Source organism: Rhizobium indicum (genome assembly GCF_005862305.2).
Taxonomy (GTDB): Bacteria; Pseudomonadota; Alphaproteobacteria; order Rhizobiales; family Rhizobiaceae; genus Rhizobium; species Rhizobium indicum.
In genome coordinates this window covers 4,114,738-4,137,645 of the sequence record NZ_CP054021.1, presented here as the reverse complement: position 1 = coordinate 4,137,645, position 22,908 = coordinate 4,114,738, and the positions used below count along the sequence as shown (strand labels likewise).

At 61.8% G+C, this 22,908-nt stretch carries 19 protein-coding genes; 13 read left to right on the top strand and 6 right to left on the bottom strand.

Translation table 11 applies throughout. From position 1 onward, the window contains the following. The first annotated feature begins 252 nt into the window (after positions 1-252). Positions 253-3,741: a carbamoyl-phosphate synthase large subunit gene (carB, locus tag FFM53_RS19970; RefSeq protein WP_138386955.1), complete on the top strand. Its 3,489-nt coding sequence runs from the start codon at positions 253-255 to the stop codon at positions 3,739-3,741. A gap of 77 nt (positions 3,742-3,818) precedes the next feature. Here carB and FFM53_RS19965 read toward each other — a convergent pair whose 3' ends face one another. Together FFM53_RS19965 and FFM53_RS19960 are read right to left on the bottom strand one after the other, a co-directional pair. Further along, complete coding sequence (locus FFM53_RS19965; protein ID WP_138386954.1) at positions 3,819-5,273, bottom strand: UdgX family uracil-DNA binding protein; 1,455 nt, start codon at positions 5,271-5,273, stop codon at positions 3,819-3,821. After that, a complete protein-coding gene (locus tag FFM53_RS19960) occupies positions 5,273-6,505 on the bottom strand; it encodes a putative DNA modification/repair radical SAM protein (protein WP_138387482.1) in 1,233 nt (410 codons plus the stop codon). Before FFM53_RS19960 ends, FFM53_RS19965 begins: the two co-directional genes overlap by 1 nt. Before the next feature lie 253 nt (positions 6,506-6,758). On the opposite strand from FFM53_RS19960, the gene greA reads away from it, so the two are divergent. After that, the gene (gene greA / locus FFM53_RS19955) at positions 6,759-7,235 is read left to right on the top strand and encodes a transcription elongation factor GreA (RefSeq protein WP_012758398.1); all 477 of its coding nucleotides are present in this window, start codon (positions 6,759-6,761) and stop codon (positions 7,233-7,235) included. A 27-nt stretch (positions 7,236-7,262) separates the two neighbouring features. Continuing rightward, a complete protein-coding gene (locus FFM53_RS19950) occupies positions 7,263-8,321 on the top strand; it encodes a glycosyltransferase family 4 protein (protein ID WP_138386953.1) in 1,059 nt (352 codons plus the stop codon). Positions 8,322-8,394: 73 nt separating this feature from the next. Here FFM53_RS19950 and FFM53_RS19945 read toward each other — a convergent pair whose 3' ends face one another. Next, positions 8,395-9,729, bottom strand: a complete 1,335-nt coding sequence (locus FFM53_RS19945) for a dicarboxylate/amino acid:cation symporter (protein ID WP_029873324.1) — start codon at positions 9,727-9,729, stop codon at positions 8,395-8,397. A 226-nt stretch (positions 9,730-9,955) separates the two neighbouring features. Here FFM53_RS19945 and FFM53_RS19940 point away from each other — a divergent pair, with 226 nt between their 5' ends. Together FFM53_RS19940 and FFM53_RS19935 are read left to right on the top strand one after the other, a co-directional pair. Further along, the gene (locus FFM53_RS19940; protein ID WP_138386952.1) at positions 9,956-11,824 is read left to right on the top strand and encodes an ATP-binding protein; all 1,869 of its coding nucleotides are present in this window, start codon (positions 9,956-9,958) and stop codon (positions 11,822-11,824) included. Positions 11,825-11,828: 4 nt separating this feature from the next. Then, positions 11,829-13,175, top strand: coding sequence for a sigma-54-dependent transcriptional regulator (locus FFM53_RS19935; RefSeq protein WP_138386951.1), 1,347 nt, complete (start codon positions 11,829-11,831; stop codon positions 13,173-13,175). A gap of 31 nt (positions 13,176-13,206) precedes the next feature. Here the strand turns inward: FFM53_RS19935 and FFM53_RS19930 are convergent, their stop codons facing one another. Continuing rightward, entirely contained in the window at positions 13,207-13,674 is a 468-nt protein-coding gene (locus FFM53_RS19930; RefSeq protein WP_003541645.1) for an Lrp/AsnC family transcriptional regulator, read from the bottom strand. 230 nt (positions 13,675-13,904) lie between these two features. Here FFM53_RS19930 and trxB point away from each other — a divergent pair, with 230 nt between their 5' ends. From trxB to FFM53_RS19900, 6 genes are all read left to right on the top strand, one after another. Further along, on the top strand, positions 13,905-14,879 hold the full coding sequence (gene trxB / locus FFM53_RS19925; RefSeq protein ID WP_138386950.1) for a thioredoxin-disulfide reductase: 975 nt from the start codon (positions 13,905-13,907) through the stop codon (positions 14,877-14,879). Between the two features lie 22 nt (positions 14,880-14,901). Then, a complete protein-coding gene (locus FFM53_RS19920; protein WP_018446649.1) occupies positions 14,902-15,798 on the top strand; it encodes a LysR family transcriptional regulator VtlR in 897 nt (298 codons plus the stop codon). Positions 15,799-16,352: 554 nt separating this feature from the next. Beyond that, complete coding sequence (locus FFM53_RS19915; RefSeq protein WP_011652911.1) at positions 16,353-16,646, top strand: ArsR/SmtB family transcription factor; 294 nt, start codon at positions 16,353-16,355, stop codon at positions 16,644-16,646. Between the two features lies 1 nt (position 16,647). After that, positions 16,648-17,814, top strand: coding sequence for an MFS transporter (locus tag FFM53_RS19910; protein ID WP_138386949.1), 1,167 nt, complete (start codon positions 16,648-16,650; stop codon positions 17,812-17,814). A gap of 25 nt (positions 17,815-17,839) precedes the next feature. Further along, positions 17,840-18,964, top strand: a complete 1,125-nt coding sequence (locus FFM53_RS19905; protein ID WP_138386948.1) for an alkene reductase — start codon at positions 17,840-17,842, stop codon at positions 18,962-18,964. A 74-nt stretch (positions 18,965-19,038) separates the two neighbouring features. Further along, the gene (locus FFM53_RS19900) at positions 19,039-19,839 is read left to right on the top strand and encodes an aminoglycoside phosphotransferase family protein (RefSeq protein ID WP_138386947.1); all 801 of its coding nucleotides are present in this window, start codon (positions 19,039-19,041) and stop codon (positions 19,837-19,839) included. Here FFM53_RS19900 and FFM53_RS19895 read toward each other — a convergent pair. Then, complete coding sequence (locus FFM53_RS19895) at positions 19,836-20,858, bottom strand: NAD-dependent epimerase/dehydratase family protein (protein WP_138386946.1); 1,023 nt, start codon at positions 20,856-20,858, stop codon at positions 19,836-19,838. The genes FFM53_RS19900 and FFM53_RS19895 overlap by 4 nt on opposite strands. A gap of 94 nt (positions 20,859-20,952) precedes the next feature. Between FFM53_RS19895 and FFM53_RS19890 the strand changes: the two genes are divergently transcribed. After that, positions 20,953-21,852, top strand: a complete 900-nt coding sequence (locus tag FFM53_RS19890; RefSeq protein WP_138386945.1) for a LysR family transcriptional regulator — start codon at positions 20,953-20,955, stop codon at positions 21,850-21,852. Positions 21,853-21,959: 107 nt separating this feature from the next. Continuing rightward, entirely contained in the window at positions 21,960-22,475 is a 516-nt protein-coding gene (locus tag FFM53_RS19885; RefSeq protein WP_138386944.1) for a GrpB family protein, read from the top strand. Here FFM53_RS19885 and FFM53_RS19880 read toward each other — a convergent pair. Next, complete coding sequence (locus tag FFM53_RS19880; protein ID WP_012758413.1) at positions 22,472-22,759, bottom strand: DUF2188 domain-containing protein; 288 nt, start codon at positions 22,757-22,759, stop codon at positions 22,472-22,474. The two genes, FFM53_RS19885 and FFM53_RS19880, sit on opposite strands and share 4 nt — an antisense overlap. Positions 22,760-22,908: the final 149 nt, after the last annotated feature.

Genomic DNA, 22,908 nt, shown 5'->3' with positions numbered 1-22,908 from the left:
GCGCTTGACGGGACTCCCGCTTTCGCTCTTCCGGAAGCAGGGCGACAGCGAAATCGGGGTGGCGGTCGTGCCTGATGGGAAATAGTCTTTCGCGTGTTGGATTCCTGTCGATTCCGCGATTTATGGGGTTCCGTTTGCAAATACATTTGCCTATAAGCCGCTTCTAGCCTGAAAAGACCCAGCATGCGCGACCCGACCCGGTGATCTCCCACCCTGGCCGGCTTTCTGCGCAGCCAGAAAACGGAAGCACCCATGCCGAAGCGCCAAGACATCAAATCGATCCTTATCATCGGCGCGGGACCGATCGTTATCGGCCAGGCTTGCGAGTTCGACTATTCCGGCACCCAGGCCTGCAAGGCGCTGAAGGAGGAAGGCTACCGCGTCATCCTCGTCAACTCCAACCCGGCGACGATCATGACCGATCCGGGCCTTGCCGACGCCACCTATGTCGAGCCGATCACCCCCGAGGTTGTCGCCAAGATCATCGCCAAGGAACGCCCGGATGCGCTGCTGCCGACCATGGGCGGTCAGACGGCGCTGAACACCGCGCTTTCGCTGAAGCGCATGGGCGTGCTCGACCGCTACAATGTGGAGATGATCGGCGCCAAGCCCGCCGCCATCGACATGGCCGAGGACCGCGCTCTGTTTCGCGAGGCGATGGCCCGCATTGGGCTGGAAACTCCGCGCTCGATGCTGGCGAACGCCACCGACATCAAGGACCTCGACCGCAAGACGCACGAGGCCGAGCGCGTCAAGCTGCGTGATAGCCTCTCGGGATCCGACCTCGACAAGGCGCTGGACGAGCTGGAAAACCAGTGGAACCTCGGCGAGAGCGACCGCAAGCAGCGTTATATGAGCCATGCCATGGCGATTGCCGCCCAGGCGATCGACCATGTCGGCCTTCCCGCGATCATCCGTCCCTCCTTCACGCTCGGCGGCACCGGCGGCGGCATCGCCTACAACCGTTCGGAATTCTTCGAGATCGTCGGCGGCGGCCTCGATGCCTCGCCGACCACCGAAGTGCTGGTCGAGGAATCGGTGCTCGGCTGGAAGGAATATGAAATGGAGGTCGTCCGCGACAAGGCGGACAACTGCATCATCATCTGCTCGATCGAAAACATCGACCCGATGGGCGTCCATACCGGCGATTCGATCACCGTCGCCCCGGCCCTGACGCTGACGGACAAGGAATACCAGATCATGCGCAACGCCTCGATCGCGGTGCTGCGCGAGATCGGGGTCGAGACCGGCGGCTCGAACGTCCAGTTCGCCGTCAATCCGAAAGACGGCCGTCTCGTCGTCATCGAAATGAACCCGCGCGTCTCGCGCTCGTCGGCGCTCGCCTCCAAGGCCACCGGCTTCCCGATCGCCAAGATCGCCGCCAAGCTCGCGATCGGCTATACGCTCGACGAGCTGGATAACGACATCACCGGCGGCGCAACGCCTGCCTCCTTCGAACCGTCGATCGACTACGTCGTCACCAAGATCCCGCGTTTCGCCTTCGAGAAATTCCCCGGCGCCTCGCCTGTTCTGACCACCGCTATGAAATCGGTCGGTGAAGTCATGGCGATCGGCCGCACCTTCGCCGAATCGCTGCAGAAGGCGCTGCGCGGCCTCGAAACCGGTCTGACCGGACTCGACGAGATCGAGATCCCCGGCTTTGAAGAAGGCGAATCCAGCCAGAACGCCATCCGCGCCGCAATCGGCACGCCGACGCCCGATCGCCTGCGCATGGTCGCCCAGGCGCTGCGCCAGGGCATGAGCGAAGCCGAAGTCCACGAAGGCTGCAAGATCGATCCCTGGTTCATCGCCGAGCTCAAGAATATCGTCGAGATGGAAGCCCGGATCCGCGAGCACGGTCTGCCTGATGATGCCGCCAACCTGCGCATGCTGAAGGCCATGGGCTTTTCCGACGCGCGCCTGGCGACGCTGACCGGCAAGCGCCCGAAGGAAGTCGCCGAATTCCGTAACAAGCTGAACGTCCGCCCTGTCTTCAAGCGCATCGATACCTGTGCGGCCGAGTTCGCCTCGCCGACCGCCTATATGTATTCCACCTATGAGACGCCTTTCGTCGGCGCCGCCCGCTCCGAGGCTGAAGTGTCCGACCGCAAGAAGGTTGTCATCCTTGGCGGTGGCCCGAACCGTATCGGCCAGGGCATCGAGTTCGACTATTGCTGCTGCCACGCCGCCTTCGCGCTGAAGGATGCGGGTTATGAGGCGATCATGATCAACTGCAACCCGGAAACAGTCTCGACCGACTACGACACGTCGGACCGCCTCTATTTCGAGCCGCTGACGGCCGAGGACGTGATCGAGATCCTGCGGGCAGAACAGGAAAGAGGTGAAGTCGTCGGCGTCATCGTCCAGTTCGGCGGCCAGACGCCGCTGAAGCTTGCCGAGGCGCTGGAAAAGAACGGCATCCCGATCCTCGGCACCGCGCCCGATATGATCGACCTTGCCGAGGACCGCGACCGCTTCCAGAAGCTCCTGATGAAGCTCGACCTCAACCAGCCGAACAACGGCATTGCTTATTCGGTCGAGCAGGCCCGCATGGTCGCCACCGAAATCGGCTTCCCGCTGGTCGTGCGTCCCTCTTACGTGCTTGGCGGCCGCGCCATGCAGATCCTGCATTCGGAAGGCCAGCTGCAGAGCTACCTGCTCGATACCGTGCCTGAACTGGTGCCTGAGGATATCAAGCAGCGCTATCCCAACGACAAGACCGGCCAGATCAACACTCTGCTCGGCAAGAACCCGCTGCTCTTCGACAGCTATCTCAGCCACGCCATCGAAGTCGACGTCGACTGCCTCTCGGACGGCACCGACGTCTATGTCGCCGGCATCATGGAGCATATCGAGGAAGCCGGCATCCATTCCGGCGACAGCGCCTGCTCGCTGCCGCCGCGCACGCTCTCCAACGAGATGCTCGACGAGCTGGAACGCCAGGCGAAAGCCATGGCCAAGGCGCTCAATGTCGGCGGCCTGATGAACGTCCAGTTCGCCATCAAGGACGGCACCGTCTACGTTCTCGAAGTCAATCCGCGCGCCTCGCGAACCGTGCCCTTCGTCGCCAAGACCATCGGCGCGCCGATCGCCAAGATCGCCGCCCGCGTCATGGCCGGCGAAAAACTCGATGCGACCTTCGCCGCCTACGGCGAAAAGCCCGATCCGCGCAAGCTGAAGCACATCGCTGTCAAGGAAGCCGTCTTCCCCTTCGCCCGTTTCCCCGGCGTCGACACGCTGCTCGGCCCGGAAATGCGCTCGACCGGTGAAGTCATCGGCCTCGATACCGATTTTGCACTGGCCTTCGCCAAGTCGCAACTCGGCGCCGGCGTCGAGCTGCCGCGTGACGGCACGGTCTTCGTCTCCGTCCGCGACGCCGACAAGCCGCGCGTGCTGCCGGCGATCAGCATCCTCGTCGAACAGGGCTTCAAAGTGCTGGCGACCGGCGGCACCGCCCGCTTCCTCGCCGAAAACGGTATCACCGCCACCAAGATCAACAAGGTGCTGGAAGGCCGTCCGCACATCGAGGACGCGATCCGCAACCGCCAGGTCCAGCTCGTCATCAACACCACCGATGGCAACAAGGCGATCTCCGACTCCAAGTCGCTGCGCCGTGCGACGCTGATGCAGAAGGTGCCCTATTACACGACGATGGCAGGCGCCGAAGCCGCCGCCCAGGCAATCAAGGCGCTGAAGGCCGGCAATCTGGAAGTGCGGCCGCTGCAGAGCTATTTCGCCTGAGATACGGAACGCCATCGCTCGATGAGCGATGGCGCCAGCCTTGGCATTGGGGCACCACCGGAGGCTTCTGAATCAGTTTATGCAGCGGCCACCATAAGGCGCTGAACCATCAGCATATCTTCGCGAAATCGTGCCAGTTCCTCCGCTCTCAGCCGCTCATCGGGAATACGCAGCAGATAGGATGGATGCACCGTCACGAAGAGCGTTCGCTCCTCATCGATCGCGATCGCTTTCCCCCTGACATCCTGAAGCCGCTGTTTCGTATCGGTCAGCGCCGCGAGCGCCGTCGCCCCCATCGCAACGATGAGCTTCGGCTTGATCAGTGCCATCTCCAGATTGAGCCACCAGCGGCAATGCTTCACCTCGCCCATATTGGGCTTCTGATGGATGCGACGCTTGCCGCGCGGCTCATATTTGAAATGCTTGACGGCATTGGTGACGTAAAGCGTTGAGCGATCAATGCCCGCTTCAGTGATCACCTGATCCAGCAGCCTGCCGGCCGGACCGACGAAGGGGCGCCCTGATATATCCTCCTGGTCGCCCGGCTGCTCGCCAACGAACATCACCTCGGCATCGCGTGGCCCCTCCCCGAATACGGTTTGCGTGGCCTTCGCATGAAGCGGACAGCGGGTGCAGGCGGCAGCTTCCGCGCGCAGTGCTTCCAGCGTGCCCGCCGGCGCTTCGGGCTCGGCCGGAATGCTGCGCGCGGCTTCCTGCAGGCGATCGTGAAAGGGCAACGACTGGGTCGCCTCCCGTGCAGCCATGGCCCGCACCTGGCTCTCCGCCGATGCGATCAGCCCAGGGATGAGATCGGCTTCCGGCAGGTTCTTCCAGTATTTTTTCGGCATCTCCGCCTGCATCGCCTTCAGCTTCAACCGCGCCGGATTGAAAATGCTGGCGTAGTAGGTGCGCCAAAGTTCGTCGGTAGCATCGATGAGATTGGGTTTTTCACACGGTTCGTCGCTCATCGTCAGCCGCTCGCCGTCCCAGGCGGCCGATCCCTTGGGCGTCGCGATCAGCCAGTCCATGTCGGTGAAGCGCCGTTGAAAGAAGGGCGCTGTGCGCCTGACGATATGGTGATCCGGCTCGAACCAGGCGAGGAATTTTCGACGGCCCACCGACACCGCACCAACCTCCTTGAAGCGAACGAAGGCCGTCATCTTGTGCGCGTCGCGCCGAACGTTTTTCGCCATCAGCCTGGCACGGGCGACGTCCTCGTCGGAAGCCACTTCAAGCAGTTGCCGGTCCAGTTGCAGCCGCCAGAGCAGACGGTAAAGCAGGGAAAAACGCGCCGCGTCGGAATGGCAGAGAACTGTCTCCGCGAGATCGATGAAGGCGGGCGGCACCGTCATCGGCTTGCGTGCCATGATAGGCGCCGGCGGCATGGCGTCGCGTTGAAACGCAAGGTCCGCCTCCTCGCTTTTTTCGCGCCAATCGATCTCTTCCGGCAGGATGCCGGCGACCGCGAAAGCGCGCGCGGCGTCACGCCATTCGGCAAGCTCCCCGCGTCCTGCAAGCACGACCCGGCGCATCACAGCAACGACAATTGTTCGGGTTGCGGTTCGAACATGGCGCGAAGGTCGGGGCGCTCGATCAATCGGCGCGGCGACCAGCCTTCCGCCGAGATGAAAGACTGAACCTTCTTGATCGAAATGCCGAGCCGCTGGAGATCATCGAGCCGCAACCGGCGAAAACGCCGCGCCGAAACGATCGCTTTGACGGTCTTGGTGCCGAGACCGGGCACGCGCAGCAACCGCTCACGCTCGGCCTTGTTAATATCGACGGGAAATTCGGCCCGATTGGCGAGCGCCCAGGCAAGCTTGGGGTCGAGGCTGAGATCGAGCATGCCGCCCGCCTGGTTTGCGGTGATCTCGTCGATGCCGAAACCGTAGAATCGATAGAGCCAGTCGGCCTGATAGAGCCGGTGCTCGCGCATCAGCGGCGGCTTGATCAGCGGCAGGTTTTTCGACGAGTCCGGAATCGGGCTGAAGGCGGAATAATAGACGCGCTTCAGCCCGTAGCTGCTGTAAAGCCGGCCGCTGGTCGCAAGGATGGTCGCATCGTTCGCGCCATCGGCGCCGACGATCATCTGTGTGCTTTGGCCGGCCGGCACGAAACGCTGACGCTTCTTCGTGCGCAGCGTCGGTTCGCCGGCGGCCTCGATCTTCAACCTCAGATCCCCCATCGATCGCCTGATATTGGCAGGCTTCTTTTCCGGCGCGAAGCGGGTGATGCCGTTATCCGTCGGCAACTCGATATTGAGCGACAGTCTGTCTGCATGAAGCCCCGCTTCCTCAATCAGACGCGGCGACGCCTCGGGGATCGATTTCAGATGGATATAGCCGCGGAAATTATGTGTCACGCGCAGTTCGCGGACGATGCGGACCATCTCTTCCATCGTGTAATCGGACGAACGAATAATGCCGGAGGAAAGGAACAGGCCTTCGATATAGTTGCGGCGGTAGAATTCCAGCGTCAGCCAGATGACCTCTTCGGGCGTGAAGCGCGCCCGTTCGACATTGCTCGACGAGCGATTGACGCAATAGGCGCAGTCGTAGATGCAGAAATTGGTCAGCAGTATTTTCAGAAGCGAAATGCACCGCCCGTCCGGTGCATAGGCATGACAGATGCCGGATCCCTCGGTCGAACCGAGCCCGCCGCTTGCCCGAGAATCACGCTTCACCGTTCCACTGGAAGCGCAGGAAGCATCATATTTCGCGGCATCGGAAAGGATGGCCAAGCGTTCTGTGAGCGACTTCTTCATTAGTATGTTCACTATATGTTCCGGCATGCAGAGTCAATCGGGACGATCCGATTTCTGCCCATTTTCAAGTCGCACCACCTGATATCGGGGCGGGCCGCGTTTCTTTTATGCGAATTTTCTGGAAATCGGCCTTGGCGATCTGCTATAAGCGTCCGACTAAGATTGTGGCACGGTTCCGAAGCTCCCCTTCGGGACCTGTTTTCTTTTGTGTTCGCCGCTAATTGTGCGGATACGAGGATTGAAGGACAGAAAAATGGTTGAAAAGGTACCGATGACACCGGGCGGTTTCGTCAAGCTGCAGGAAGAGCTGCGCTGGCGTCAGCAGGAGGAGCGCCCTCGAATCATCGAGGCGATCGCCGAAGCCCGTGCCCATGGCGACCTTTCCGAAAACGCCGAATACCACGCCGCCAAGGAAGCCCAGAGTCACAACGAAGGCCGCATCAGCGAGCTGGAAGACCTGACGGCGCGCGCCGAGGTCATCGACCTCACCAAGATGTCGGGCGACAAGATCAAGTTCGGCGCCAAGGTGAAACTCATCGACGAGGACACCGATGAAGAAAAGACCTACCAGATCGTCGGCGACCAGGAAGCCGACGTCAAGGCCGGCCGCATCTCCATCTCCTCGCCGATCGCCCGTGCTCTGATCGGCAAGGAAGTCGGAGATTCCATCGAGGTCAATGCGCCGGGCGGCTCCAAGGCCTACGAAATCCTCCAGGTTTCCTGGGGCTGATCGCCCGCCAGCCGCGAGACCCCTCCCTTGCCCGATATCCGTGACGTCGAGATCATTGCGCCCAATTTCAAGCGCCGGCTCTCCGGCGTCACATCGACTATCGTCCAGCTCATCCCATGCCAGATCCGGCTCGGCATCAAGATCGCGACACTCGGGCCCGGCCTGCCGGAGGACCTGCCGAAACTTAAGGGGCGGCAGCTCCTCGGCCTCTGGCGCCCGCCGGCGCGCCGGCGCCAGCGCGTCTGGCACGCTCGCCGCAACAACGAGATGGCGGTCGGCATCCTGCTGCGCCAACTGTTGCGCATGCCGCTGAAGCTTCTCTTCACCTCGGCCGCGCAACGCCGGCACACCGCCTATACGAAATGGCTGATCCGTCGCATGGACGCCGTCATCGCGACTAGCGATCGATCCGGCTCGTTCCTCGAGGTGCCGCACACGGTCATCCAGCACGGCGTCGACCTTGCTCTGTTCCATCCGCCGGAAACAGCGGAGGACGGCATCGCCGCCACCAGCCTGCCGGGCCGCCATCTCATCGGCTGCTTCGGCCGCGTGCGCCATCAGAAGGGCACCGATCTTTTCGTCCAGGCGATGATCGAACTGCTGCCGCAGCACCCCGAGTGGACGGCGGTCGTCTCCGGCCGGGTGACGGCCGAACACACGGCATTTGGCGACAAACTTAAGGCGGATGTCGCGGCCGCCGGGCTCAGCGACCGTATCCTCTTCCTCGGCGAAGTGCCTGACATCAAGGTCTGGTATCGCCGCCTGACGCTTTACGTCGCCCCCTCCCGCAACGAGGGTTTCGGCCTGACGCCGCTCGAAGCCATGGCCTCGCGCACTGCGGTGGTGGCATCGGACGCCGGCGCCTATGCCGAACTCATCGTCACGGGCGAGACGGGCTCGGTCGTCGCCGCCGGCGATGGCGAGGCGCTGACGCGGGCAATCGCGCCCTATATCGCAGATCCCGCGCTGGCGATCGCGCATGGCGAGAATGCGCTGCGGCATGTCAGGGCGAATTTCGCACTGGAGAAAGAAGCGAGCGCGATCGGCGCCATTTACAACAGCCTTTTCGGCGACAATCGCAGCTGAGGCAGAAAAGAGAAACGGCCCGCTGGATGACGGGCCGTTGAAAGAATTTTAGGACTGCGGACAGTTCGGTCAGTTATTCAGCCGGCTGCAGCCCGGCAGCCGAAATATCCTCTCCGGTCTGGCCGCCCAGTGCCGCGGCAAGCTGCGCCGTATCCAGCTCGTTTTCCCAACGTGCCACAACGATCGTGGCGACCGCATTGCCGACGAGGTTGGTCAGCGCCCGGCATTCCGACATGAAGCGGTCGATGCCGAGGATAAGCGCCATGCCGGCGACCGGCACGGAGGGCACGACGGAGAGCGTTGCGGCAAGCGTGATGAAGCCGGCGCCGGTGATGCCTGCGGCACCCTTGGAGCTCAGCATCGCGACCAGCAGCAGCAGGATCTGATCACCCCAGGAAAGCTGAATACCGGTTGCCTGGGCAATGAACAGCGCTGCCAGCGTCATGTAGATGTTGGTGCCGTCGAGATTGAAGGAATAACCGGTCGGGATGACGAGACCGACGACCGAGCGCTTGCAGCCAGCCTTTTCCATCTTGTTCATCAGCCCCGGAAGGGCAGCCTCCGAAGACGAGGTGCCGAGGACCAGCAGCAGTTCTTCCTTGATGTAGCGCAGCAGCGCCACGATCGAGAAGCCGTTGTAGCGGGCGACCGCGCCGAGAACGACGAGGACGAAGAGCAGAGAGGTGATGTAGAAGGTGCCGATCAGCATGGCGAGGTTGGCGATCGATCCGACGCCGTACTTGCCGATGGTGAATGCCATGGCGCCGAAGGCGCCGATCGGCGCTGCCTTCATGAGGATGGCGACGAGCTTGAACACGGGCGCCGTCAGGGCATTGAGGAAGTTGACGACCGGTTCGCTCTTTTCGCCGACCATGGCGAGCGCGATGCCGAAGAGCACCGAGAAGAACAGTACCTGCAGAATGTCGCCATCGGCAAAAGCGCCGACGATCGTCGTCGGGATGATGTTGGTCAGGAAACCGACGATGCTCTGCTCATGCGCCTTTGCGGCGTAGCCGGCGACGGCGGCCGGATCCAGCGAGGCAGGATCGATGTTCATGCCGGCGCCGGGCTGGACGACATTGGCGACGATCAGGCCAATGATGAGCGCCAATGTCGAGAATGTCAGGAAGTAGAGCATCGCCTTGCCGGCGACGCGGCCGACCTTCTGCAGGTCGCTCATGCCGGCAATGCCGGTCGCAACCGTCAGGAAGATGACGGGGGCAATGATCATCTTGACGAGCTTGATGAAGGCATCGCCGAGCGGCTTCAGCTGGGTGCCGAATTCGGGATAGAAATGGCCGAGAAGGATACCCGCGGCGATGGCGGCGAGAACCTGAACGTAAAGATGGGTATAAAAGGGCTTCTTGCCCTTGCTGTCTGCGACTGCATCGAGTGGTGCTGCGATCATGATGTCCTCCTAATGGCTCGTCCGGAACGAACTCCGGCCTCCCGAGCCGTTCGCTTCAAGTCCAACAGCTCAGCCGTTGTTGCCCAGGTTCTTCGCAATCGCCGTGCCAGTTTTGCGCCGACCATCCAACAGATTGAATTTATTAAGGAAAAATTTACGGGGCTCCTAATGGCTCATTAAACAATGCGGAAATCCGCACAAATCCATTTGCGTTTCATGCGGAAAGATGCACAAATTTGCCATGTCCCTGTCGCAGAAATTGTGGCCTTCGCTGCCCCTGCAACACCGCATCCGCCGGATGTGGTGGGTCTACACTGTGCTCGCCCTCCTCGCTGTCGTGGCAAGCCTATGGGCCAGCGGCGAGATCGGTCGGCACCGTGCGGAGGTTGCCCTCGAGGAACAGGCCCGCATGGATTCGAGGCTGAATGCGGCTTTGCTGCGCACGGTTCTCGAAAAATACCGGGCGCTTCCCTTCGTGCTGTCGCAGGACGCGGCACTCGCCGCCGCACTGGCGGGAAACGATGCCGGCGCGTTCGAGCGCCTCAGTCAGAAGCTGGAAAATTTGGCGGCGGGCACGAAGGCTGCCGTCATCTATGTCATCGACAAGGACGGCATGGCGGTTTCGGCCAGCAACTGGCGCGAACCGACGAGTTTCGTCGGCAATGACTATCGTTTCCGCGAGTATTTTCAGGGGGCGGTCGAACGAGGACAGGCCGAGCACTTCGCGCTCGGCACGGTCAGCAAGAAGCCGGGCCTCTATATCTCCCAACGGATTTCGGGCAGCGATGGCCTGCTGGGCGTCGTCGTGGTCAAGGTCGAGTTCGACGACGTCGAGGCGGATTGGAACGCCTCAGGCACCCCGTCCTACGTCGTTGACGAGCGCGGCATTGTCCTCATCACCAGTCTTCCATCATGGCGGTTCATGACGATCGGCCGGATCGCCAAAGACCGGCTGACGGCGATCCGCGAAAGCCTTCAATTCGGCGATGCGCCACTTCAACCCCTGCCCCTCGACATGGTCCGAAACCTCGGCGACGGGCTCGATGTCGTCGAGATCGTCATGCCCGGCGATGCCGGGAAAACCAGGTTTCTCGATGTCGCAACGTCGGTGCCGGCGACCGCATGGCATTTGCAGCATCTGGTGGCGCTGGGGCCGTCCGTCGATGCGGGGATTCGCGAAGCCCGCATGCTGGCATTGCTGATACTCTTGCCACTGCTGGCCGGAGCAGCCTTCCTTTTGCGCCGCCGCCATGCGATCGCCCTGCGAATCTCCAGCGAACAGCAGGCGCGGGAGGAACTGGAACGGCGGGTAGTCGAGCGGACACTGGATCTCAGCCAGGCGCGGGACCGGCTGCAGGCTGAAATCATCGGCCACAAGAGCACGGAGCAGAAGCTGCAAGCCGTGCAACAGGATCTGGTGCAGGCCAACCGGTTGGCCATCCTGGGTCAGGTGGCCGCCGGCGTTGCCCATGAGATCAACCAGCCGGTGGCGACCATCCGTGCCTATGCCGATAACGCCCGCACCTTCCTCGATCGCGGCCAGACTGCGCCTGCCGGCGAAAATCTCGAAAGCATCGCGGCGCTGACGGAGCGTATCGGTTCGATCACCGAGGAGCTGAAGACCTTTGCCCGCAAAGGCCGCGGCAGCGCCGAACCAACCGGATTGAAAGACGTCATCGAGGGGGCGGTGATGCTGTTGCGCAGCCGGTTTGCCGGGCGGATGGATACGCTCGACATCGACCTGCCGCCCGACGAACTGCAGGTGATGGGAAACCGGATTCGTCTCGAGCAGGTGCTCATCAACCTGCTTCAAAACGCCCTGGAGGCGGTGGCGCCGAAGGCCGGAGACGGTCGCGTCGAGGTCAGAACATCCACCGATGCAGGGATGGTAACGGTGACGGTCGCCGACAACGGCCCCGGCATCCCGCCTGATATTCGCAAGGGCTTGTTCACGCCGTTCAACACCTCGAAGGAAAGCGGCCTCGGCCTTGGCCTCGTCATCTCCAAGGATATCATCGGCGACTACGGCGGCCGGATGGAGGTTGCAAGCGACAGCGACGGAACCCGGTTCATCGTTCAGCTGAGGAAGGCTTAAGGTCATGGACACACCGATGCCCGTTGCGCTGATCGATGACGACAAGGATCTGCGCCGCGCCACCACCCAGACGCTCGAACTCGCCGGATTTTCCGTTTCCGCCTATGACGGTGCAAAAGCCGCGCTGGGGGACCTGCCGGCGGACTTTGCCGGCCCCGTCGTCACCGATATCCGCATGCCGGAGATCGACGGACTGCAACTTTTCGCCACGCTGCAAGGCATGGATGCCGACCTCCCGGTGATATTGATGACCGGCCACGGCGATATCCCCATGGCCGTTCAGGCGATCCAGGATGGTGCCTATGATTTCATCGCCAAACCCTTCGCAGCCGATCGGCTCGTCCAGAGCGTGCGTCGCGCAAGCGAGAAGCGGCGGCTTGTTCTGGAAAACCGCATGCTGCGGAAGGCAGCCGAAGATGCGCAGGAGAATTTGCCGCTGATCGGCCAGACGCCTGTCATGGAAAACCTCAGAAACATTCTTCGCCATATTGCCGATACCGACGTGGACGTGCTCGTCGCCGGGGAAACGGGCAGCGGCAAAGAAGTGGTTGCCCAGCTCCTGCATCAATGGAGCCACCGCCGGAAGGGCAATTTCGTGGCGTTGAACTGTGGCGCGCTGCCCGAAACCGTCATCGAAAGCGAACTGTTCGGCCACGAGGCCGGCGCCTTTACCGGCGCCCAGAAGCGCCGCACGGGCCGCATCGAACATGCAAGCGGCGGCACGCTTTTCCTCGACGAAATCGAAAGCATGCCGGCCGCCACGCAGGTCAAGATGCTGAGGGTGCTGGAGATGCGCGAGATCACGCCGCTCGGCACCAACGAGGTGCGTCCGGTCGATCTTCGCGTCGTCGCGGCGGCCAAGATCGACCTCGGGGATCCCTCGGTGCGCGGCGATTTTCGCGAGGATCTCTATTACAGGCTGAATGTCGTGACGATCTCCATACCGCCGCTGAGAGAACGCCGCGACGATATTCCGCTGCTGTTTTCGCACTTCGCCGCGCGCGCCGCCGAGCGCTTCCGTCGCGATGTCCCACCGCTTTCACCTGATGTGCGGCGGCATCTCGCCTCGCACACATGGCCGGGCAATGTCCGCGAGCTCTCGCATTATGCCGAACGCGTGGTGCTTGGCGTGGAAGGCGGTGGAGCGGCAGCGGTCCCTCCGCAGCCGACGGATGCGACGCTTCCCGAACGGCTGGAACGCTACGAGGCGGAGATCATTCGCGACGCGCTGTCGGCCAATGACGGCGACGTCCGCCGCACCCTCGAGGCGCTCGGCATTCCGAGAAAGACGTTTTATGACAAACTTCAGCGCCACGGCATCAACCGGGGCGGCTATATCTCGCGCAAGTAGTTGGCGATGACGGTCTATCTGCCGAGTGGCTTTAGACTTCCACTAGGCCCAGCTTCTTCACCTGCCGGATCGTCAGCATGGTGCGCACGGTATCGACATGTTCGTTCGCCGTCAGCACCTCGATAACGAAATCCTGGAAGCGAGTGAGATTCTCCGCCACGCAATGCAGCAGGAAATCGCTGTCGCCGGAAACCATCCAGGCCTGGCGCACCAGCGGCCATTCGGCGGTGGCAGCGGCGAAGGCTTTGAGATTGCCTTCCGACTGGTGCTTGAGGCCGACCATGCAGAAAGCGACGAGGTCGAAGCCGAGCTTCGGGCTGTTCAGCATCGCGTGGTAGCCCTCAATGATGCCGGCTTCCTCGAGCTTGCGCACCCGGCGCAGGCAAGGCGGCGCCGAGATGCCGACGCGATCGGCGAGCTCCACATTGGTCATGCGGCCATCGGCCTGCAGTTCCCGGAGGATCTTTATATCGATGACGTCGAGTTCCGCACGACCCACATCATTGCCTTTCTTTAATTCTCCGCGGGGAGCTTCTATATAAAGCCGCGGAATACGCAAGAAAGTTTCACGCCGCTGACGGATTCTTGCACATCCGGGTGATTTGCCTTGTTGGTAACGCAAGGCTGCCCTTGAATAAAAGCATTGGACGTTCATAAATGGCGCAGGGATGCGAAGCGGCCGCAATTGCTATCTAGCTGCCGCCCTCCTGCCAGTCGAAAGGAAATGACATGCCCGCCCGCCATACGAAGGTGCTCATCATCGGTTCCGGACCTGCAGGCTATACCGCCGCGGTCTATGCCGCGCGCGCCATGCTGAAACCGGTTTTGATCGCCGGTCTCGAACAGGGCGGCCAGCTGATGATCACCACCGATGTCGAGAACTATCCGGGCTTTGCCGATCCGATCCAGGGTCCCTGGTTGATGGAACAGATGCTGCAGCAGGCAAAACATGTCGGCGCCGAGATCGTCAACGACTTGGTGACCGAAGTCGACATGAACCAGCGCCCCTTCGTCGCCCGCACCGACAGCGGCCAGGTCTGGACCGCCGATACGCTGATCATTGCCACCGGCGCCAAGGCCAAGTGGCTCGGCATTGAGAGCGAGCAGCATTTCCAGGGCTTCGGCGTTTCGGCCTGCGCCACTTGCGACGGTTTCTTCTATCGCAACAAGGATGTGATCGTGGTCGGCGGCGGCAACAGCGCCGTCGAGGAGGCGCTCTATCTCTCCAATATCGCGAAGTCGGTGACAGTAGTGCATCGCCGCGACTTTTTCCGAGCCGAGAAGATCCTGCAGGAACGCCTGTTCTCCAAGGAGAACATCAAGGTTCTGTGGAACACCGAAGTGGCTGAGATTACCGGCACGCCGGCCAAGCCGCCGATGCCGCAATCCGTAACCGGCGCGCGCCTGCGCGACGTCAGAACCGGCACGATCACGGACATGGTGATCGATGGCGTCTTCGTCGCCATCGGCCATGCTCCGGCAACCGAGCTCTTCAAGGACAAGCTGAAGCTGAAGGACAATGGTTATCTCTGGACCGCGCCGGATTCGACTGCGACCAGCCTGGACGGCGTCTATGCTGCGGGCGACGTGACGGATGATACGTTCCGCCAGGCGATCACTGCCGCGGGCCTCGGGTGCATGGCAGCACTTGAAGCCGAGCGATATCTGACGGGCCACATGCCCGTCGCCGTGGCCGCGGAGTAAGATCGGCATGAGGGGTGGGGGAATGCCATTGGATTGGGACAAGCTGCGTATTTTTCACGCAGCTGCCGAGGCGGGTTCGTTCACGCATGCGGCGGATAAACTGCATCTGTCCCAATCCGCCATCAGCCGCCAGGTCAGCGCGCTGGAGCAGGATGTCGGCACCAAGCTGTTTCACCGCCATGCGCGTGGCCTGATTCTGACGGAACAGGGCGAACTGCTTTACCGCACCGCCCATGACGTGCTGCTGAAGCTCGAAACCGTGAAGATGCAGCTCACCGAGACGACCGAGACGCCATCCGGCAAGCTGCGCGTCACGACGACGGTCGGCCTCGGCCAGGGCTGGCTGACCGACAAGATCCAGGAATTCCTGCAGCTCTATCCCGATGTGCAGATCCAGCTGATCCTCGACAATGAGGAAGTGGATGTGAACATGCGTCATGCCGACTGCGCGATCCGTCTGCGTCAGCCGCAGCAATCCGACCTCATCCAACGCAAGCTCTTCACCGTGCACATGCACGTCTATGCGGCCCCGTCCTACATCAACCGTCACGGCGAGCCGCAGAAGGTCGAGGATCTCGACAATCACCGCATCATCACCTTCGGCGAACCGGCGCCGAGTTACCTGCTCGATGTCAACTGGCTTGAGGTCGCCGGCCGCTCCTCCGACAACAAGCGCATCCCGCATCTGCAAATCAACAGCCAGACCTCGATCAAGCGGGCCGCGCTGCTCGGCATCGGCGTCGCCTGCCTGCCGGATTACATCGTCGGCCGCGACCCAGGCCTGATCCAGCTGGCGATCAATGCCGACGTCCCCTCCTTCGACACGTATTTCTGCTATCCCGATGAGATCAAGAACGCCGCCAAGCTGAAAGCCTTCCGCGATTTCATCGTCAGCAAGGCCAGAAACTGGAACTTTTGAGCCCGGTTTTATTGATGAATTGCCGACTATGCAGAACACGCATGACTGGCATGCACAAATGAGGGTTGCCGCTTGCCCAATAAACCACCATATCGCTCATAGCTGATGCACATGGTGGCTTTTCCTCCCAGTTCCACCGCATTAGCTGTTCCCCTCTGGAGGTTTTTGACCTTCACACTTATAAGGGCCCTGGTTTTCCAGTGGCCCTCTTTTTTTGCCTTTCTTCCTCAGCGAAATGCCGCACCGCAAAAAATTTGTGCGACGCATAGCAGACATGCACAAAAAAGCATTGAAACCTGCTCAAGGAAGCACCATATCCCTCTCAGCTGATGCATCTTGTGGTTTCTCTCCCAGTACCACCGCATTAGCTGTTCCCCTCTGGAGGTTTTTTGACCTTCACAATTATAAGGGCCCTGGTTTTCCGGTGGCCCTCTTTTTTTGCCTAAATTTTGCTCATTCAAGAAAATCCATCGCCTCACGCCTCCGTGATTTGCATATCGAAGTCTGACGATCGATATATCGGCCAGAGACGATTTACAGTTCGGCGAAAGACGATGGACAAAGACGAAATTATCAAGGCGCTCGCCCATCCCACCCGGATGGACATTCTGAACTGGCTGAAAAATCCCGAGGAGCATTTCCCCTCGCAGGAGCATCCTTTCGAAATGGGCGTCTGCGCCAGCCAGTTCGAGCGCTGCGGCCTGTCACAGTCGACGGTCTCGGCTCATCTCGGCACGCTGCATCGCGCCGGCCTCGTCACTACCAAACGCGTCGGCCAGTGGATCTTTTACAAGCGCAACGAAGAAACCATCGCCGCTTTCCTCAAGCAACTGACGCAGGACCTTTAGAATGCCCCTCGCCCTCCTCGTTCTTGCCTTGAGCTCGTTTGCGATAGGCACCACCGAATTCGTCATCATGGGTCTGTTGCCGGAGGTCGCCGCCGATCTCTCGGTCAGCATCCCGCAGGCCGGGTGGCTGGTGACCGGTTATGCCCTGGCGGTCGCGATCGGCGCACCTGTAATGGCGATTTCGACTGCGAAGCTGAAGCGCCGCACCGCCCTGATTGCGCTGATGGCCTTCTTCATCGCCGGCAACCTGCTGTGCGCTCTGGCGAGCGACTACTGGGTGCTGATGATCGCCCGTGTCGTGACAGCACTCTGCCACGGCGCCTTCTTCGGCATCGGCTCGGTGGTCGCCGCCGGCCTCGTTGCCGAAGACCGCAAGGCCCGCGCCATCGCGCTGATGTTTACCGGCCTGACACTTGCCAATGTTCTCGGCGTGCCGCTCGGCACTGCGATCGGCCAGGCTTATGGCTGGCGCGCCACCTTCGGCGTCGTCACCGTCATCGGTATCGTCACCATTCTCGGCCTGATCGCCATCCTGCCCAGGGACAAGCAGCAAGAAAACGGCAGCATCCTGCGCGAGATCGCAGCACTCAGGAATGGCGGCCTGTGGCTGGCACTTTCCACCACCGTCTTCTTCGCCGCCTCGATGTTTACCCTCTTCACCTATATCGCGCCGCTACTGCGCGACGTCACCGGCGTTTCGCCGGAAGGCGTCACCTGGACGCTGTTCCTGATCGGCCTCGGGCTGACCATCGGCAACCTCGTCGGCGGCAAGCTTGCCGATTGGCGGCTCGGCGCGACGCTTGCCGGCGTCTTCGCCGCGATCGCCATCACTTCGATCGCCTTCAGCTATACGAGCCGCTTCTTCATCCCGGCTGAAATCACCCTCTTCCTCTGGGCGATGGCAAGCTTTGCTGCCGTACCGGCGCTGCAAGTCGGCGTCGTCGGCTTCGGCAAGGGCGCCCCGAACCTCGTCTCGACGATCAATATCGGCGCCTTCAACACCGGCAATGCGCTCGGCGCCTGGGTGGGTGGCCTGGTCATCGACGCCGGCTTCGATCTCACCCGCGTTCCGCTCGCCGCAGCCTTGATGGCCCTGATCGGCCTTGGCGCGACAGCGCTCACCTATCTCTCCGCCAGGGGCCGGGCCGCCCTTGCCCCTGCCGAGTGATCCTCCCGCAAAAGAAAGGACCATCATGGCCAAGCTTTTCGAACCCACGAAAGTCGGCGACATATCCGTCAAGAACCGCATCGTCATGGCGCCGCTCACCCGCAACCGCTCGCCGGGCGCAATCCCCAACGACCTCAACGTCGAATATTACCGTCAGCGCGCTACCGCTGGCCTGATCATCACCGAAGCAACCGCGATCACCCATCAGGGCCAGGGTTATGCCAACGTGCCTGGTCTCTACAGCAAAGAGGCTCTCGACGGCTGGAAGCGCGTGACCGACGCCGTTCACGCAGCCGGCGGCAAGATCGTCGTCCAGATGTGGCATGTCGGCCGCATCTCGCACACGACGCTGCAGCCGAATGACGGCAAGCCGGTTTCTTCGACCAACCGCGTCGCCAAGGCCAAGACCTATCTGGTCAATGCCGACGGCACGGGCAGCTTTGCCGACACCTCCGAGCCGCGCGCGCTCGAAACGGCCGAAATCCCCGGCATCATCGAGGATTACCGCAAGGCTGCCCGGGCGGCGATCGACGCCGGCTTCGACGGTGTCGAGATTCACGGCGCCAACGGTTACCTGCTCGACCAGTTCATCCGCGACGGTATCAACGATCGGACCGACCAATATGGCGGCTCGATCGAAAACCGCACCCGTCTGACCTTCGAAGTCGTCGATGCCGTGGTCAAGGAAATCGGCGCGGGCCGCACCGCGATCCGCATCTCGCCGGTGACGCCATCAGGCGAAAGCTACGATTCCAATCCGCAGGCGACCTTCGCAAATGTCGTCGAAGGACTGGCCAAATACGACCTCGCCTATATCCATATCGTCGAAGGCCAGACCGGCGGCGACCGCGACTACAAGCAGGGCGACAATCCCGCCTTCGATTACAAGGCACTTCGCCAGACTTATGAAAAGGCCGGCGGCAAAGCCGACTGGATGGTCAACAATGGCTACGATCGCGATCTGGCGATTGAAGCCGTCGAGGGCGGCCGCGCCGAACTCGTCGCCTTCGGCAAGCCTTTCATCGCCAATCCCGATCTCGTCGAGCGCCTGGTACACAATCTGCCGCTCAACACGCCCGAACAGTCGACCTTCTATGGCGGCACCGGCAAGGGCTATATCGACTATCCCATTCTCGAAAAGGTCGCCTGACCTTTCACACGCCAACGCGAATCCCGCCGAAAGGCGGGATTTCCATCTTCGACGCGTTTTTGTAGGGTGCCGCCATGTTTGCTCCCTATCTTGATCGCTGGTCGCTGATATCAGACGGCGACCCCATCATCACCCACTCCAGCCGCCTCCTGCCGGTCCTCTGGCAGGACAGGCCTGCCATGCTGAAAGTGGCGGCCGATATCGACGAACGATACGGCGCGCTTCTGATGCAGTGGTGGGACGGTGACGGCGCAGCCTATGTCTATGCCCATGAAGGTGATGCCGTGCTGCTCGAAAGGGCGACGGGAAAACGCTCGCTGCTTGCCATGGCCATGAACGGCGAGGACGACGAGGCAAGCCGCATCCTCTGCGGCACGGCGGCACGGCTGCATGCGCCGCGCGAAAAACCGCTTCCCGATCCCATCCCCCTTACCCGCTGGTTCCGCGATCTGGAGCCGGCAGCAGGCAAGCATGGCGGCACGCTTGCCGATTGCTCGGCGATCGCCAACATCCTCCTTGCCGATCAGCGTGATGTGACCATCCTCCACGGCGACATCCACCACGACAATATCCTCGATTTCGAGGCACGCGGCTGGCTGGCGATCGATCCGAAGCGGCTGTACGGCGAACGCGGCTTCGATTTCGCCAATATCTTCGCCAACGAGGAACTGCCTGTCATCACCGATCCCGCCCGTTTTCGCCGCCAACTCGCCATCGTCTCAGCGGAGGCGAAGCTGGAGCCGAAGCGGCTGCTGCAATGGGTCGCCGCCTATTCCGGTCTTTCCGCCGCCTGGTTCCTCGGCGATCCGAATATTCAGCAGGCAGAAACGGCCCTGACGGTCGCCCGGATCGCGCTGGCCGAACTCGAGAGCTAACCCGCGTTCTGCGACGGGTGGCCGATAAAGGCAACTGCCGTGTCACGATGCGGTTCGGGCAGGCAGCCGAGCGCCACGAGCGAAGCCCTGACCGCCTCGTCGATCGGTGTCTGCGGTTCGCTGGCGAGTTCCGCCGTAAGCCTGGTATTCCGCATCCGCACCGGCACCTTCCAGAGATAGCGCATCTCCTTGATCTCCCGCATCACAGGAATAAAGGGCGCCGCCAGCGGCACGATCCACCAGGGAAAGCCACCGATCTTCGCCTTGCCGCCGGCGACGCGCTTGATTGCTTCGGCCATCTGCATACCGTCCGCATCCCAGAAGCCCTCCATGTGATAGACGGCGAAGGCCGGCAGCCGATCGGCCCGCTCGACGAGCTGGGCGATGGTTTCCGCCATGTCGGGCAGGTAGACCCATTGATGACCGATGCCGCGCCGACCCGGGTTCCTGATCGTGCCGACCGGCTTACCTGGGGTCACGAGACCGGACGAAAACCAGCTATTGGCCGTCGTGCCTGGGCCGAAGAAATCCCCCGCCCTGACAATGATGACGCCGGCGCCGGACTGTGACGCCGCCTTCAGCCGCTTCTCCATTTCGACCCGGATCGCCCCCTTCTTCGTCACCGGATGCTGCGGGCTTTCTTCCGTCGGCGCCGGCAGAGCATCAGGCCCAAAATTATAGACGTTGCCCGGCAGCACGATGCGCACGCCGACAGCGCGAGCAGCGGCGATGGCATTGTCGAGCATCGGCAGCACCAGCGTTTCCCAGTCGCGGTAGCCGGGCGGATTGACGGCATGGACGATCAGGCCGACGCCTTCAGCCGCCCTCAGGACGTCACCGGCATTCATCGCATCGCCCTGCACCCATTCGAAAGCCGACTCGCTCCTCGACGCCTTGGCAGCATCACGGTTAAGCGCCCGAATGCGCCAGCCGCGCGCAAGCAGCTTGCGGGCAACCGCGCTGCCGATACCGCCGGTTGCGCCGAGAACCAGGGCCGTCGTCTTCATTTCACTGCTCATGACAATCATCTCCTTCGATCGGATGAGAGGATCATGCCATCAGAGCGGCATAAACGAAATTGACGAAAGAAATACATCTGATATACAAAAATATATGAGCGAGGAACCGAGCTGGGATTTCTACCGCAGTTTTCTGACTGTGCTTCAGCAGGGGTCGCTTTCGGCCGCCGCCCGCGAACTGGGGCTGACCCAGCCGACCATAGGCCGCCATGTCGATGCACTGGAACTGGCGATCGGCGCCGAACTCTTCACCCGCTCACCGAATGGCCTGCTGCCGACCGACGCCGCACTGGCGCTGAAGCCCTATGCCGAAACGCTGGCGGCAACCACCGCCGCCCTTTTGCGCACCGCATCCGGCCAGCGCGAGCGCGTGGCGGGAACGGTCAGGGTCAGCGCCAGCGAAGTCATCGCCGTCGAAGTGCTGCCGGCGATTCTCGGACCGCTGCAGGAGACCTATCCCGAACTGCAGATCGAACTCTCGGCATCCGATATGATCGAGGATCTGGTGAACCGCGAGGCCGATATTGCCGTGCGCATGGCCGAGCCGCAGCAGGCTGCACTCGTCGTGCGCCGCATCGGCGATATCCCCCTCGGCTTTCATGCCCATCGCCGCTATCTCGAACGACACGGCATTCCGCAAACCCTGGCCGACCTCGCAAACCACCGGCTCATCGGCTTCGACCGGCAGACGGCCTATGTCCGCATGGCGATGAAACGCTATGCGGTGCCCGGCATCAATTTCTCCTACAGAACCGACAGCAATCTTGCCCAGCTTTCGGCGATCCGCGCCGGCGTCGGCATCGGTTTCTGCCAGATCGGACTTGCCCGAGGGAACCCTGACCTTGTCCACGTCCTGCCCGATGCCTTCGCCATTCCGCTCGGCACGTGGGTGGCGATGCATGAGAACCTGAAGACTTCACCGCGCTGCCGCGCCACTTTCGACGTACTGGTCAAGGGCCTGCAGGACTATCACCGATATTCGGCCGGTGCGTGACCACGAAAATCGGAATCGATTTTCGGAAAGAATCATGCGCAAATTTCAAAATAATGGAGCGTCCTTAGCGCATTCTGTCGGACGCGCGCCACTCCAGCGGGACGGGAATGAGAACGCACAATCCGGTTGAACTAGTGCCCTACGATCCGCAATGGCCGCAAGCCTTCCGACGTATCCGCGACGGGTTGCTGGCCTTGTTGCCGCAGGCGCTCTCCATCGACCACATCGGCAGCACGTCGATACCACGCATGACAGCCAAGCCGCTCATCGATATCGACATCGTCCTTCCCGGCCTCGGGCATGTCGACGGCGCCACAGGCGTGCTCCTGGCCGAAGGCTACGAGCCGCGCGGCAACCGCTATGACGACGATGTCTGGGCTTTTCTATCGAAAGGTTCGGTGCCGGCAGAACGGGTCTACCTTTGCCCTTCCGGCAACGGCACTCATCGAAACAGGCTGGCTTTCCGGGATTATCTCATCGCGCATCCGCAGGCGGCGGCCGATTATGCCGTACTCAAACGCAGGCTGGCAGCCGAATTCCGGATGGACGGCGACCGCTATACTGCGCGTAAGCGCGAATTCGTCGATGCGATCGTCGCGCGGGCATTGGCGGGAGATGGTTAGCTGCCGATGCCTTGCGAGGCCTCGGCCGGGCGATCCTTCCACTGGCCGTCCACCACCTCGGTTTCCGGCCGGTCGCCGCCTTCGGCATATTCTTCATGCCACTTGCCGTTCTCGTCCTGCCAACTGATCTCGGCGGAATCGCCGCCGACCTGCTGTTCGGCCGCGACGATGCGCGCAGCTTCGAGCGCATCGGCATGGGTCGGGAATGCCTCTGAATAGACACCTCCCAGCCTGTAGGCCCAGCCGCCGTCATGCGGCACGACTTCGTAGACCACCTTGATCATGCATCCGTCTCCTCATCTTCTTGTTGCGCATTCGCACGCTTCCGGAAAAGATCCGGATCATCGCGGCCGCTTGACGAGAATTCGAGGACGCCGCGATCTGCTTTCCGGCCCCGATGACGTTCAGTATTCCATTAAACGCCGAAGACTGC

Coding starts and splice junctions, on each gene's coding strand:
- greA (WP_012758398.1), top strand. CDS start 6,759: ATGGTTGAAAAGGTACCGATGACACCGGGCGGTTTCGTCAAGCTGCAG.
- trxB (WP_138386950.1), top strand. CDS start 13,905: ATGCCCGCCCGCCATACGAAGGTGCTCATCATCGGTTCCGGACCTGCA.
- FFM53_RS19965 (WP_138386954.1), bottom strand. CDS start 5,273: ATGCGCCGGGTCGTGCTTGCAGGACGCGGGGAGCTTGCCGAATGGCGT.
- FFM53_RS19905 (WP_138386948.1), top strand. CDS start 17,840: ATGGCCAAGCTTTTCGAACCCACGAAAGTCGGCGACATATCCGTCAAG.
- FFM53_RS19885 (WP_138386944.1), top strand. CDS start 21,960: ATGAGAACGCACAATCCGGTTGAACTAGTGCCCTACGATCCGCAATGG.
- carB (WP_138386955.1), top strand. CDS start 253: ATGCCGAAGCGCCAAGACATCAAATCGATCCTTATCATCGGCGCGGGA.
- FFM53_RS19880 (WP_012758413.1), bottom strand. CDS start 22,759: ATGATCAAGGTGGTCTACGAAGTCGTGCCGCATGACGGCGGCTGGGCC.
- FFM53_RS19910 (WP_138386949.1), top strand. CDS start 16,648: ATGCCCCTCGCCCTCCTCGTTCTTGCCTTGAGCTCGTTTGCGATAGGC.
- FFM53_RS19940 (WP_138386952.1), top strand. CDS start 9,956: ATGCACAAATTTGCCATGTCCCTGTCGCAGAAATTGTGGCCTTCGCTG.
- FFM53_RS19915 (WP_011652911.1), top strand. CDS start 16,353: ATGGACAAAGACGAAATTATCAAGGCGCTCGCCCATCCCACCCGGATG.
- FFM53_RS19890 (WP_138386945.1), top strand. CDS start 20,953: ATGAGCGAGGAACCGAGCTGGGATTTCTACCGCAGTTTTCTGACTGTG.
- FFM53_RS19900 (WP_138386947.1), top strand. CDS start 19,039: ATGTTTGCTCCCTATCTTGATCGCTGGTCGCTGATATCAGACGGCGAC.
- FFM53_RS19920 (WP_018446649.1), top strand. CDS start 14,902: ATGCCATTGGATTGGGACAAGCTGCGTATTTTTCACGCAGCTGCCGAG.
- FFM53_RS19895 (WP_138386946.1), bottom strand. CDS start 20,858: ATGAGCAGTGAAATGAAGACGACGGCCCTGGTTCTCGGCGCAACCGGC.
- FFM53_RS19935 (WP_138386951.1), top strand. CDS start 11,829: ATGGACACACCGATGCCCGTTGCGCTGATCGATGACGACAAGGATCTG.
- FFM53_RS19945 (WP_029873324.1), bottom strand. CDS start 9,729: ATGATCGCAGCACCACTCGATGCAGTCGCAGACAGCAAGGGCAAGAAG.
- FFM53_RS19960 (WP_138387482.1), bottom strand. CDS start 6,505: ATGAAGAAGTCGCTCACAGAACGCTTGGCCATCCTTTCCGATGCCGCG.